Annotated in this window: 13 protein-coding genes; 3 read left to right on the top strand and 10 right to left on the bottom strand. The window is 36.5% G+C overall.

Annotated elements, in window-relative coordinates; all coding sequences use genetic code 11:
- Positions 1–75: 75 nt before the first annotated feature.
- From ACGLYD_RS07135 to ACGLYD_RS07125, 3 genes are all read right to left on the bottom strand, one after another.
- Positions 76–498 carry a DUF1801 domain-containing protein gene (locus tag ACGLYD_RS07135; protein ID WP_354312932.1) on the bottom strand — a complete coding sequence of 141 codons (423 nt, stop codon included), beginning with the start codon at positions 496–498 and terminating at the stop codon, positions 76–78.
- Between the two features lie 22 nt (positions 499–520).
- Positions 521–727, bottom strand: a complete 207-nt coding sequence (locus ACGLYD_RS07130; RefSeq protein WP_187047868.1) for a cysteine-rich CWC family protein — start codon at positions 725–727, stop codon at positions 521–523.
- Between the two features lie 122 nt (positions 728–849).
- Entirely contained in the window at positions 850–1,185 is a 336-nt protein-coding gene (locus ACGLYD_RS07125) for a hypothetical protein (RefSeq protein ID WP_342538129.1), read from the bottom strand.
- Between the two features lie 286 nt (positions 1,186–1,471).
- Here ACGLYD_RS07125 and ACGLYD_RS07120 point away from each other — a divergent pair, with 286 nt between their 5' ends.
- Positions 1,472–2,377: a TIGR01777 family oxidoreductase gene (locus ACGLYD_RS07120; protein WP_338652497.1), complete on the top strand. Its 906-nt coding sequence runs from the start codon at positions 1,472–1,474 to the stop codon at positions 2,375–2,377.
- Positions 2,378–3,196: 819 nt separating this feature from the next.
- On the opposite strand, the gene ACGLYD_RS07115 is transcribed toward ACGLYD_RS07120, so the two are convergent.
- Positions 3,197–3,661, bottom strand: a complete 465-nt coding sequence (locus ACGLYD_RS07115; protein WP_067213926.1) for a DinB family protein — start codon at positions 3,659–3,661, stop codon at positions 3,197–3,199.
- A gap of 571 nt (positions 3,662–4,232) precedes the next feature.
- Between ACGLYD_RS07115 and ACGLYD_RS07110 the strand changes: the two genes are divergently transcribed.
- Positions 4,233–5,393 (top strand): iron-containing alcohol dehydrogenase, encoded by a 1,161-nt coding sequence (locus ACGLYD_RS07110; RefSeq protein WP_399633140.1) that lies wholly within the window; start codon positions 4,233–4,235, stop codon positions 5,391–5,393.
- A 112-nt stretch (positions 5,394–5,505) separates the two neighbouring features.
- Here ACGLYD_RS07110 and ACGLYD_RS07105 read toward each other — a convergent pair whose 3' ends face one another.
- From ACGLYD_RS07105 to ACGLYD_RS07095, 3 genes are all read right to left on the bottom strand, one after another.
- Positions 5,506–6,237, bottom strand: a complete 732-nt coding sequence (locus ACGLYD_RS07105; RefSeq protein ID WP_067208802.1) for a hypothetical protein — start codon at positions 6,235–6,237, stop codon at positions 5,506–5,508.
- On the bottom strand, positions 6,224–7,567 hold the full coding sequence (locus ACGLYD_RS07100; protein WP_342538128.1) for an AAA family ATPase: 1,344 nt from the start codon (positions 7,565–7,567) through the stop codon (positions 6,224–6,226). Before ACGLYD_RS07100 ends, ACGLYD_RS07105 begins: the two co-directional genes overlap by 14 nt.
- Before the next feature lie 311 nt (positions 7,568–7,878).
- The gene (locus tag ACGLYD_RS07095; RefSeq protein ID WP_354312930.1) at positions 7,879–8,967 is read right to left on the bottom strand and encodes a hypothetical protein; all 1,089 of its coding nucleotides are present in this window, start codon (positions 8,965–8,967) and stop codon (positions 7,879–7,881) included.
- Positions 8,968–9,171: 204 nt separating this feature from the next.
- Between ACGLYD_RS07095 and ACGLYD_RS07090 the strand changes: the two genes are divergently transcribed.
- Complete coding sequence (locus ACGLYD_RS07090) at positions 9,172–9,987, top strand: S1C family serine protease (protein ID WP_067208795.1); 816 nt, start codon at positions 9,172–9,174, stop codon at positions 9,985–9,987.
- Positions 9,988–10,116: 129 nt separating this feature from the next.
- Here ACGLYD_RS07090 and ACGLYD_RS07085 read toward each other — a convergent pair whose 3' ends face one another.
- From ACGLYD_RS07085 to ACGLYD_RS07075, 3 genes are all read right to left on the bottom strand, one after another.
- Positions 10,117–11,214 carry an ABC transporter ATP-binding protein gene (locus ACGLYD_RS07085; protein WP_067208792.1) on the bottom strand — a complete coding sequence of 366 codons (1,098 nt, stop codon included), beginning with the start codon at positions 11,212–11,214 and terminating at the stop codon, positions 10,117–10,119.
- Positions 11,215–11,360: 146 nt separating this feature from the next.
- On the bottom strand, positions 11,361–12,245 hold the full coding sequence (locus ACGLYD_RS07080) for a CdaR family transcriptional regulator (protein ID WP_067208789.1): 885 nt from the start codon (positions 12,243–12,245) through the stop codon (positions 11,361–11,363).
- A 274-nt stretch (positions 12,246–12,519) separates the two neighbouring features.
- Entirely contained in the window at positions 12,520–13,503 is a 984-nt protein-coding gene (locus ACGLYD_RS07075; RefSeq protein WP_399632123.1) for an aldo/keto reductase, read from the bottom strand.
- Between the last annotated feature and the right edge of the window lie 249 nt (positions 13,504–13,752).

The following is a 13,752-nucleotide window of genomic DNA, read 5'->3' as shown; positions in this document are numbered from 1 at the left end:
CTTCTTTATTGTCAGAATTAACAGTTCTCGATCTAGTTAATGGTCAACGCATATCTATCTGCTGATAAATCGTAATTAATTCTCCGGATATTGTGTTTGCAAAAACGTAACCGATTGAGTAATTAACTCTTTTAATACGTTCGTATCGATATCATCGACTTTATTAATGTACACACATGCTTTGCCAGAAGTGTGTTTTCCAAATGTCGCCAACAATGCATCACGTTCGCTATCTCCGGGTGCAAAATACAAACTAGTTTTTGCTTTTCGCGGAGAGAAAGCTGCCAAAGGTGCGTCACCTTCGTGGCCCGTTTTGTATACATAATGATACGATCCAAAACCAATAATGCTTGGTCCCCACATTTTTGCTTCAAAGCCAGTCGTCTCTTTAAATATATCAAGTAGCGTGTAAGCATCTGCACGTTTTTTCGGATTTTCTACATTCTCAATAAATTCAATAACATCATTGTCTGTTGCCTTCATTTTTTGTTCGTACATATTTTATTCCCCCTCTCTTCTATCACCCTACGAACTCGTCTAGACATTTTTTACATATGCATGATTTTCTCAATTGATCGTAAGGTACTAGGTCGAAAATTGCTTTCGGAAAGAACTCTCCACTACACCAACATATACCTAGAGATTTCTCTGTGGAATTACAGCAATTATTATTGCCTTTACAAATAGGACATTGGTAACTTTCTGCTGTATCGAATGCTTGGACCATCGTTTTGCCTCCCTTATTTATACAGATTATTTCAGAGCTCATTATACATATCTCACACATTTAAACGGTCATAGGACTAAACGATTAGTATTGCTTACACATCAGAAGAAATTTTTGATTAATTAATATGAAGATATACGAGCAGTTGATTTCATTTCACTGTTCCTTAAATAATTTAAGTGATGAATTTCTACTCTATAAATTAAACTTTTTATATGTTTCTGTAAAAAAGGTTTAACTTTTCCGTTGTAATCCTCAAGTGATTTGCATACATAGTCTTCGTCCATAGAAACAGTAAAACTACATGTGATCACTACAGATTGTTCTTCCTCAGTAGTTGAATACCGCTCGGTTATTTCAATAATTTTCATACTTACAAATTTGTTTTTCATATATGTTTTTGTTTTTGGTAATTTACTGTTGGACAGAAAAGATACAATTCCTTTTACATAAATCATTCTATTTACCTCCTAATTAAGCTGGGAAAATAGATTTCTATATAGCTAGTGAAATCCTTAATATATTGATTCAGATATTGGTAAGATACACGCCATACTCCCCCTGCTTATGCAAATGCTTTGCATGTATTGTATCACAATAAGAACATCGGTTTCATTATTTTTCGTCGCTTAATTCATGCTAACAACAAGGGAACTTGGTTCTCTAAGTCAAAATTTAACTTTGCAACATAATTGAGCAAAGCATCGTCCAATTAGAAAGAACTACAAGAAACGAGTGGATGATATGAAAAAGAAAATAGTCATAGCTGGCGGAACGGGTTTTATAGGTCAATACTTTGAAGAGAAGTTTACGAATTTAGGCTATGAAGTAATTATCATTTCAAGACAGCCCCATCATCTTTTTTGGACGGATAGCGTAGGCATTGTAGATTCCTTAGAAGGTGCCGAGATGCTCATCAATCTTGCTGGGAAGTCCGTCAACTGTCGCTATAATGAGAAGAATAAAAAAGAAATCCTAGACTCCAGAACTGGGACCACAGAAATACTTGGAAATGCTCTGCTAGCCTGTAAAAATCCACCGCCATTATGGATCAATTCGAGCTCGGCTACGATTTATCGACATGCGGAGGATCGACCTATGACGGAGGCTAGTGGCGATATTGGAACCGGATTCTCCGTAGAAGTAGCACAAGCTTGGGAGAAATCCCTATTTGATTTTCAGCTATCCCAAACAAGGAAAGTCGCTTTAAGAATTGCTATTGTCCTCGGTGAGGATGGTGGAGTGATGGAGCCCTACCTCAACCTCGTCCGCTTTGGGCTCGGCGGAGTACAAGGAACAGGTAACCAAATGTTTAGTTGGATTCATATAGAAGATGTGTTTCGAATCATCCTATTTCTTCAAAGCAACGAACAATTGAATGGCATATTCAATTGTTCGGCTCCCCAGCCGATCACGAATCGAGTATTCATGACACAACTGCGAAAAACAATGAACCGAAAGATCGGATTACCCTCGCCAAAATGGATGCTCGAAATGGGAGCCATCTTTATGAACACTGAAACGGAATTGATTTTGAAAAGCCGTTGGGTTATTCCTGACCGATTAGAAAAGGAAGGTTTTCAGTTTACATTTGGTACAATCGGGGAGGCACTTCAACAAATACTAAAAAGTTCTAATAAGATACAATGATTAATATGGACATAAAAACGGTTCAAGGAATAATACCCCCTTGAACCGTTTTTCATCGTAAAGTATTGGGTTTCAATTCCACTGTACATATTCCTCAATTCATCTAAAAAGCTAGTCGCCTATCGTATTTCCGCTTCAACTCGTCAGTGACTGGGACAGCACCATTTTTACCACATGCTCGTTGATAATGTCCTATAATTTCACTCCGCTGTTGATAGGCTTTTCGACTATATATGTTGAACAAATGAATACGGCGTATACGCTTTACAAAGGCTTTTGGGTGGCCACTGAAAAGCCCCACTACATAGAGCAAATTAAAATTCCTGCCAATACCGCTTCGACGCTTTGTGGATGCCTCCCGCGATAAGCCAGAAAGACGCACCTTCGCTGGATGGACTATGTGAGAAAGAGCATTTCGTTACCGGAATGAGACCTGCAATCTCTAGTCCGTCCTTCTTGAATTAAATCACTATCAAAAAATAATCACATTATAATCTCGGCATATACACTCCGAATCATAACTCTCTTCAATAATGAACAACGCTAGCGTAGGCGCGGCAAAGGGGTAGCCGAAGCCGTGAGACTGGATGCGAAGCGCCAATCCAGGCTTAGGGCGAGAGGCGTCAAGCGTTCTACACACCCCGAATTACACCTCTCTCATTATTGAGCGCCACAGTAAATTCAATGGGATTCTTTAATTCAACATATTTAGTTGCAATTTGCATTTTTTTGAATGAAACCCTTCTCTACTCTCTTTTAAACTAGTATTTGCAACAATCTTGTTTGCGTTAGATTCTGTCACTTGACACCTATTTCACTTTATCGCCCTTTAGGTTTATTTATCATCTTTTTTATAATTCGAATCTGACCTCGATGATTTAGTTCGTCTTCAAATACATGAAACCATTTAAAATAATTGTTCGTGGGTAGTCCATCCCAAAATGACATTTGTTCAAATAACCATTCATCTTTCAATGTTTTAAACGTTTCAATTGTTTTGTTCCTTGTTTCAGCTAATTGTTCCAAATAGAAATCAATGCTATTTCCTTTAATTTGATCTCGCGCACTATTCCCTAAATCTAATCCTGGATTTAACGTACTACTATCATCATCTGTAATATCTCGATTTTCGAACGTGAAGATTTGGTATGCCTTTTCAACCGATATCATATGAGCAAGCAACATTCCGATTGAATTCGATTCTTCTCCATAAAGAAAATCCAATTCTTCAACTGTTAAACTTTCGATTTCACGAATCGTTGTAACTCTAGTATAATCCATCATAGAAACCAGTTTACTGAACTCTAGACTTAACCCCTCTTTTTGATCAATTAAAAATATTGTATTATTCTCCAAAAGTAGTTCACTCCCGAAAGTATTATTTAAATGACAACTGCCGAAACTAACTAGGAAATTGAATCGGTATATCAGCTTGAATGAGATTGAATCTCTACTGATACACTTTGCTTGGTGGTTAATTCCCTGCTACACTAACTATCTAATGAAGCAATTCGATAATGAATTGGACATCGTTACCATTTTCTTCTCTTCAATTATGATAGAAATAAAGAACTTAGGCTCGATGGATCTTTTTAGTCGCCAAGCCGAAAAATATTGTCCAATATTTCAGACATCATTATCTTAACATATATAGGAGATATAGTGATACATACCTTACCCTAGATCAGCATCTGCGACGATTGAACACTAGTCGTGATAAAGTATTAATTGAACGAATAGGGCTTTTCTCAGCTGTTATCCCACCTAGAATGTTCGTACTGTAATTTTTTAAATGGGGCTCATATCCCCCTTTGCAGCGAGATGAAAGATTTTATTAAGAAGAGGTGCAATAATGATGAATATATTTACACAACACAACCCGACGAAGTTATATTTTGGTAGGGGGCAAATTAGTCAATTATCAACAGAAGTTGCTCATAAGAAAGTCCTTCTAGTTTATGGTGGAGGCAGTATTAAGCAAAATGGTGTCTATGAAGATGTGATGAAAGAACTCACTAAAGCAGAAGCTACGGTATTTGAATTACCTGGTGTGGAACAAAATCCACGTTTAACAACGGTGCATAGAGGCGTTGAAATTTGCAAATCAGAGGAAATCGATATTCTTTTAGCCGTCGGTGGCGGAAGTGCAATTGATTGTACGAAAGCTATTGCTGTTGGAGCTAAGTATGATGGAGATGTTTGGGATTTAATTACCCGAAAAGCTCCGATAACATCAGCTCTCCCAATCGGAACTGTCCTTACATTAGCGGCAACTGGCTCTGAAATGAATCCGATATCTGTTATTTCAAACTGGGACACAAAGGATAAACTTGGTTGGGGTTCGCCACATGTATTCCCGCAGTTTTCAATCCTGGATCCGACTTATACGTACTCGGTGTCCCGTAAACAAACAGTATATGGAATTGTCGATAGTATGTCTCATGCTCTTGAAAGTTATTTCCATCGTACAAGAAACACGCCTATGATCGATGGATTCATTGAATCCCTACTCCGAACAGCGATTCGAACTGCACCAAAATTACTTGAAGACTTAACTTCTTATGAACATCGTGAGACGATGATGTATATTAGTACAACTGCATTTAATGAAACATTGTCGAATGGAACAGATGGCGGTGACTGGGGGTCTCATCGAATAGAACATGCACTTTCGGCTGTTTATGACATACCACACGGTGGAGGACTGGCCATATTGTTCCCAAACTGGTTAGAGCATGTACTTGAAGATGATCCATCCCGAGTAAAAATGTTGGCAATGAACGTTTTTGGTATTTCTGATAAAGGCAAGAGTGATATTGAAGTCGCAAAAGAAGGAGCGAAAGCGCTTCGTACATTCTGGTATTCTCTCGATGCTCCCAATCGTTTGAGCGACTATGGGATTGACGACAAAGATATTGAATTAATTATCGATAAAACTTTTATCAAACCTGGGGTTGGCCTTTACAAAGAATTAGATCGAGAAAGTGTCAGAGATATTTTAATTCGTTCCATGTAAGGTTGCAGGTCAATACATCAAATAGAAAGCCATAGAAAAGAAACCACTTTTGAAATAAAGTGGTTTTTTCTTTGTCTTATAACTGAACACTAACACCTGACTATATGCTATTTTAGGGACTCTGAAAGCCAGACCGTAATTTAACAAATTCGAATAACAAAGGCACATTACTATATTTTTGCAATGAAGCCGTCCTTTCAGAAATCTTTTCCCAGCTTTCCTTATAAGAATCTGCACCATTTACCAATGGCATAGATCCCTGTAAAAAGTCTTCAATTGGTATCTCCAACTGCTCAATAAACCGTTCTACTTCTGGAAATTTCCTATCCTTTTCTGGATTGGGTTCTTTGAATAGAACATGTTCCAAATTTCTTGAAAAGTAATACATACGGTAGTCGATTTCACCAGCAATTATCTTATCCAATGCCTTCATTATATTGATATTTGTACTTCTATCCATATTTCTAGCTGCTATTTGTTGCTTTTGTTTTTCATGCGGAACAGTTATTCGATCCTCGTGGTAAAGCGTTAATTCTTTTTGGGTGTCATCAATAACAATCGCATCTTCAGGGATGAAACAGCCATCCATATCAATAATATGCAATACACAGAATACATCTTCAGGACGAAATTTACTTTTTATCATAAATTCATTTACTGCATTTCCAATCACAGACTTGATAGGTTCTTCCGGCCTGTCCAAGTCATATAAAATATCGCCGTGCTGAATATGGAAACGTATATTATGCTGCTCGAAAAGACTGCGTAACCGATTGTATAGCAATACCTCTTCGCAGCTTCCCTCGACAAGTAATAACACGACCTTCTTTTTAGTATTTGTCATGTATAATCCCAGCTTTTCGGAATGCCGTTTTAATATCATATAAATTCGTTTCTGCATAGACTTCTTCGTCTTGACCGCCCAGTTGCACTGCACGTAGATAGATATCCCGTGCATTGCTTAGCCTTTCAACACCTTTTAATTGTTGGTATCTATCCTCTTCGTTAAGAGTCGTAAACCATAAGTTTCGAATTGGAAGCACTTCTAATATTCTTAAATTATGAGAAGTGAAAAAAAGTTGACCTTGTGCATTTTCGTTCAGAACTTCTAATATTTCGCCAAGTAAGTATTCAAAAATCCCTGCATCGAGCTCATCAATTACAACACAAGCGTTCGGATTATTATAAACTGCAATAAGAGTACTTAAGATAGAAATAATTTTCAATGTACCTTCCGATTCACTTCGTAAAGGAAGTTCAATCTCCCCTTGTTTTGATAAAAACTCAAAGCGAACCCCTTCACTGCCATCACTCAACTTCTGCTTATTGATCTGCCTTATCTTTATTAGAAGGCCTGGGATAATGGTCTGCAAGACAATATTCGTCTGACTAACCACTTGGTCAATCGTTTTAAATAAGTCCAGTGGTAACACCATTGTGTCCGCCATCTCATAGGGTATATGTCCACGCTTTCTTTCCAAATGAACACTAAAAGGCATAACAAGATTGGCAACTAATAAACCATATTGAATCGTATCAATGATGTGTAAATCACGATTAAGGTCATCTGAAAGACTTTTCATGATTTCAATTTCAGTTTCTTCTAAATGCTCTTCATATACTTCCTTTAACTCTTCTCGAAATACAAAAGAAGTTGAGTTACTAGTGGCCATTCTATTGGCTACTATGACTGAGACCCTTGCAGATTCATTCATTTCATGTGATTCATTAGCTCCTATCGTTAATCCTTTAACAGTTTTCGAAATTAGAACTTTGAATGGCTCATTTTCCTTATTTTCTCGATATACTACTTGTTCTTCGACAATTTGATACCTTCCTTTTCCCGCCGTCAAAGAGACTGAATAGTTAACGTAGAATTCACCGAATTGATTTTCAATAATAAATTGAAACAATAAACGAATAGTCTTTTCATTAAAATATAGCAAATTAGATGTGAGCTTGGGAAGTGGAGCATTATAATTGGCTGATAATAAAGTCTTTAACAGATTGAACGCTTCCACTGCCGCAGTTTTCCCAGAACCATTTTGACCATAAAACCCTATGACATCAGCTTTCTCCAATGTATTGAAAGTTGAATTTGTGTGAAACTCACCATTTTTAACGTTTTTCAAATTAGTTATTTCTACTTTGGTTACCCTGACAATACTTTTCATGGAGGTCCTCCTATGAATTCTACATAAAATGAAGATATTCATTTACTTTCAATGATAAATACATTTAAAGAGTAAATTATTAAATGCGTTTATCGGCGGTGAAAATGTAATTTACTTATCAATATGCTCTTACTTGTCATAAGTTATTCAGGCTAGCAATTGGAAGCTGTACTGAAATTAGGGTGTATTGACTGAGTAGCTTTACACAGACGTCTACCTAAAACTAATTTTCAATGCTTTAGAAATATTTACGTTATATTTAAGACAACACAAAAATGCCTACCGAAACGATAGGCATTTTAACATACGTTTTATCTTTGAAAAGTCTCGCCGTTGATTATGACTTGTGTGGCACGGAATGGGATATTTACATTCATTGAGAAATACGGCTCCAAAATGCTATAAAATGACTCCCATTGACTATCTACTTCATCATATTTACCATTAAGCTCCAAGTCAATGATGCCAGTATAAATTTTTTGTAGTTTAGAAAGATTTTCCTTAGATACTTCGAAATCATAATAAGCCATTTGTTCATCAAATGTGGGCATTGGATTGGCAGCGCGATAATACGGTCGCATCACGGAGTCAAATGCCTCCCATTTATCCATCGCCAGTTGATCGTCTCCATCACTACTAGCCTGGCGAGCATCCTCATATAATTTCTTTATCACCGGAAAATCTGTTTTGGAAATAGTCGTACCTAAATCTATAATATACTCTTCAAATGTGGGCTCTACATAATAAGTATTGACAATTTCAAAAAACTGATCTAATTTAACGCCAGATTCTATCTCCGCCCCACTTTTTGCAAGTGAAACCCATTGATAATATAGTTCTTCCAGTTGCAGCAGGTCATTAGCCGTAAATGGATATTCAAACATACTTATATAGACGTCAAATGCTTCAGGCTCCCAATTTGCAAGATAATATGGATTGGTTATTCGATTAATTTGCACCCATAGTTCTCCTGCCTCCTCCCATAACTCATCCTTTTCTAAAGTCATTACCTCATTGTAAAGAAGTTCAAGCTTTTTAATTTCATCTTTTGTCACCCCGAGCGGTAGATTTTTAACAAAGTAGTCAAAGCTATAAAAATCCGCAATGCTTTCCAGGACTTCTCCTTCGATTTGCACCAAAGCTCCAACTGAGAAATTCATCGCCTGGATTTTCTCCTCAGTAAAAGTATGCAATCCTACATGGTAGCGTTCACCGCTATCACCTTTAACGATTATTTCATTACCCCAATTTTCAACGACTGTCCCTTTGACAATCTGTCCAATTTGAAAGTGTGATCCAGCTTGTTCCACCGCTGCGAAAGTATAAGATGGCATCACTCCGCCAATCCCAAGTGCTAATGCTATAGAAAGGACCAACATTCTCTTCTTTTCTCTGCTCATATCTCATTCCCCTTTTACTAAATAATTGTGTAAGAAAAATACGCTTGGACTATATTCATTCTTCCATCTAAATGTCATTGAACCATTCATTATATGTTCTGACTTAATAAATGATGACAAACAAATAAAAGAAAAAACGTTGTATTCTTTCCTTTGCTATAATGAACTATAATGAAATGTATTTAATAGTTAGGGTGTGCGTGCATGAATTCGAATGAAAAACAACCGCCTGATTTAAAAGACGTTGATTCAAATGAGGAAATTGATGATGAAGAGCTACAAGCACTGGTATTAGAAGCACAACAGGAGGTCCTTTATAGAGAGGCGCAAGAAAAAACAACCCCCAAAACGAAACGCCCATTTCCAAAATGGCTATTTTGGCTTATCTCCATTGTGATGGTTTTCAACACATTTGCGATCATTTTTGAAGTGTATTCAATCCCAGCCATTGAATTCTTACAAACTTCCTCAAAATTATCGAAGCAAGAAAACATTGGTACCTATAAGAAATCTGTTGTTGTTATTCAATCCGCTGAAAGCAAAGGCACAGGTTTCTCCATTTCGAGTGACGGAACTATTCTAACAAACTATCATGTTGTCAAAGGAATCGACACTGTAAATGTCTTTTTCCCAGAAGAAGGACGTTTTACGGCAGAAGTTGTGCATACCTATCCATCAGTCGATCTTGCTGTATTAAAAGTCAATGGACAAGACCTACCCCATTTAGAACTCGCTGAAAAAACGACTTTTACAGCTAATGAAGCCATAAACTTTATTGGTAATCCTTTAAGTTTTAAGGGCATTGCAAATGAAGGTACGATAATTGATTATATCCAGCTACCAGATTGGGATGTACCTGTCGTTATGATGAAGGCACCGGTTTATCGAGGTAATAGCGGTAGCCCCGTATTTAATAGCAAGGGGCTGGTGATTGGCATTGTTTTCGCCACGTTAGATCATGAAACGCATGGAAAAGTCGGTTTATTTGTTCCGGTAGATGAGTTTTATGATCGACAATAAGTAGTGTTTGTAGATAAGATGTTAAATAGATATATAGGTGGTGTTTGGCAACCATTTTCAACATCAAAGAATCCAAATACAAAGCCACTAAAGGAAAATTAATTCCCTTAGTGGCTTTACTTTTTAATCTTATTTAATTCGTAATTCTGATTCGCTATCGAAAAAGTGTGCTTTATTAAGGTCAAATGCTAAGTCGATTGTTTCTCCAGCCACAACATTGAAACGTGCATCTACACGTGCAACAAAATCTTGGTCATTTACCTTAGAATAAAGAATTATCTCGGCACCCATTAATTCAGCAACTTCAATCGAAGCCCTGATTTTTGTTTCAGGAGAAAAATCAAGGAATAACGGTTCATCATGAATATCTTCTGGACGAACTCCTAGAATGATATCTTTACCAATATAGTTTTGCTCGCGAAGATATTTCATTTTACCCTCGGGTACCAGAACCTTTACATCTCCCATGACAAAATGATTCTCTTCTAGTTTACCGTTTAAGAAGTTCATTGCTGGAGAACCAATAAAACCACCAACAAAAACATTGTTAGGTTCATCGTAAACTTCTTTAGGGGCTCCTACTTGCTGAATAAATCCATCCTTCATTACTACGAGGCGCGTGGCCATTGTCATCGCTTCCGTTTGGTCATGGGTTACATAAACAGTTGTTGTTTGCAGGCGCCTGTGCAACTTTTGAATCTCCGCACGCATTTGTACGCGTAACTTAGCATCTAAGTTAGATAATGGCTCATCCATTAAGAATACTTCGGCATCACGTACAATAGCACGTCCTAAAGCAACACGTTGACGCTGTCCACCTGAAAGTGCCTTTGGTTTACGATTTAAGAGGTCCTCAAGTCCCAAAATTTTAGCCGCATTATCAACACGTTTTTTTATTTCATCTTTTTTAAATTTACGTAGCTTCAAACCAAATGCCATATTATTGTAAACGTCCATATGTGGATATAATGCATAGTTTTGGAAAACCATAGCAATGTCACGATCTTTTGGTGGGACATCGTTCACTCTTTTACCACCGATGAAAAGATCGCCTCCTGATATTTCTTCCAAACCAGCAATCATTCTAAGTGTTGTTGATTTTCCACAACCTGATGGACCAACTAATACTAAAAATTCTTTATCTCTAATTTCCAAACTAAAATCTTTAACAGAAACAACATCTTTATCATATACTTTTCTTATATTTACCAATTTCAAGTCTGCCATTTTATTCCCTCCAGTGTATGTAAGTGCTTTCATCTACTATTAATAGAATACAATATTTACACTATTTAAGTAATGGTGAATATGCACAAAGATCTGGACACTCTTCGTGCATATTTACTATGAACGAAGTTTCCTAACAAATGGAGTTACTTTCTTGCTAAAAGGGCCAGGTAAACTGTCATTGCATGATGAAATTGTCGGACATCAATCCCCGTCTTTTCAAAAAAACGATCCAACCGATATTGTAGGCTATTTCGGTGCATATGTAATACTTTTGCAGTCTCCGATATATTTAAATTACATTGAAGAAACGTTTCAATCATTTTCAGTGTTTCTTCATCGTTTATGTATTCTTGTAAAATAGTTTTGCCAATATCGGAACGTAAATCTGATTCTGTTTGATTGATAAGTAGATAGGGCACAGCATCAATATACGTTACTACTGTCTTATTCGTATATATAAATACTTTCTTAGCCGCATTTATTAATGAGTGATAATACTGAGCGATGTCCTCCAAACCGTCTTTATAAGATCCTATAAAGAAGTTGATTTTCACATATAAATCGCTCATGAGTATATCTTTAATCTCTTCAAAAGAGATGCTATCTTCATAGACTGTCTGTTCTTCTATGATAATCCCTTCATGTCCATTTTCCCATAGAATAGGAACTGGATTTGCAAATAGTTCATGAATGGCATCTTTAAATATAATTGGGTCAATTTGATTTTTTTTGATTGAAAAGTAAATAAAGCGATAGGGATTTTTAATTTCAAAGTTAGAATTTACTTCAGTCGAATGAACTGTGTTTCTCCACTTTTGTTCTTCAGCGGTAGGTAATGGTAAGTTTATATTATATGGTAATAAGAAAGTAGTTAATAATGATAAATCTTTGGAAGTTAATTCTTCTTCACTAATACCAATAATTTCATTGTCGTCTGTCACAAACCACTTATATGTACGGTCTAGGTTATCCTTTCTCTCAGAATATACAAGAAGTGAAGAATAAATTTTACGTAATTGATTGATCATCAAAGCACCTCTTTACCTTTTTCGAAAAACATTTTCACTTTAGATTATTATGTCAAAATTAATAGTACCACATTAATACTTACATACGCCTTGCAATTAGATGATTCCGTTTTTGCAACTACACATAAACATAAATATGATGCAGTTCCAGTAAAACAAAGTAATGTAAAAATGCCTAAGGAATTTTCCCTTTGGCATTTTTGTGATAACCAATGTATTAGTAAAAGTTTCTGCTGAAACAAGCATAGACGCTTTTTACAGCCTCATTACAAACTCAATACGCCCCTCTAATTTCCCGTTGCACTTCATCCTTGTAAAATTTCGCCAATTTGGTCATTTCCTTTTCCGTAAAACTTTCTACGTTTACAGTTTGCAAGTTATCTTCTACTTGAGCAACGCTTTTAAATCCAGGTATTACACAAGAAATTGCATCGTGTTCTAAAATCCACTTGAGTGCTGCCCGTGTCATATTCCCTCTATTTTCAGCTATCCAAGTAAGTTTGTCACTTAACTCTATACCCTTTGCAAATTCTACCCCTGCAAATGTTTCTCCAATATTAAATGCTTCTCCATCTCGATTAAAATTACGATGATCATCTGTTTCAAACTGTGAATTGGCTCTAAACTTCCCTGTTAATAACCCACTTGCTAGTGGAACTCGCGCGAGAATACCAACCCCCTGTTCCTTTGCTTGCGGAAATAGTGCTTCTAACGGCTTTTGACGAAATAGGTTAAATATGACTTGCAATGCACTAACATTAGGTTGCTCCAAGCAAAATAAACCCTCTTCAACAGTTTCAACACTAACACCATAATAGCGAATTTTCCCCTGTTCTTTCAAACGATCAAGTACTTCAAACACTTGACCATTCTTTAAAATCTCCATTGGTGGACAATGAATTTGAAACAAATCAAGTTGATCGCGATTAAGTCGTCTTAAGCTGTCTTCACAATACTTTGTAACACTTTCCATTAAGTATGTTTTAGGGTCATGTACATCCCCTGCTCGACAGAATTTAGTTGCTATATGAATTTCAGATTGTTTTCCTTTGGTTGCTTTCGCTAATAGTTCCTCACTATGGCCATCTCCATAAACATCTGCCGTATCGAAAAAGTTTACACCTTTTCCTATTGCGTGGTCTAAAGCTTTCAATGCTTCTAGATCATTCGTTCTTCCCCAAGCTCCGCCAATTGCCCAAGTACCAAAGCTGAGCTCACTTACCTTTAAATCTGTATTGCCAATTTGACGATAATTCATTTTTCCTCACTCCACTTATCCAAGTATTTTTTAACAAAGCCTATAACAACAGATTTGAAATACAAGAACAATAGCTTTAATACGTATACTAATGAATAAAAGCCGTTTTGGCACTCACGATAATATTAATTATTCACTCTTTTACGAACAAATCATATCCATTTCATTTCCGCAAAACTTCGGTGAACATGCTTCAAACTGTATATAATAGTTCTATCCTATTTGGATTCACTTGTTCTTGTTAGATCT

This window comes from Sporosarcina sp. SG10008, assembly GCF_044569405.1.
Lineage (GTDB): Bacteria > Bacillota > Bacilli > Bacillales_A > Planococcaceae > Sporosarcina > Sporosarcina psychrophila.
This window is presented reverse-complemented; position numbering and strand designations above follow the sequence as displayed.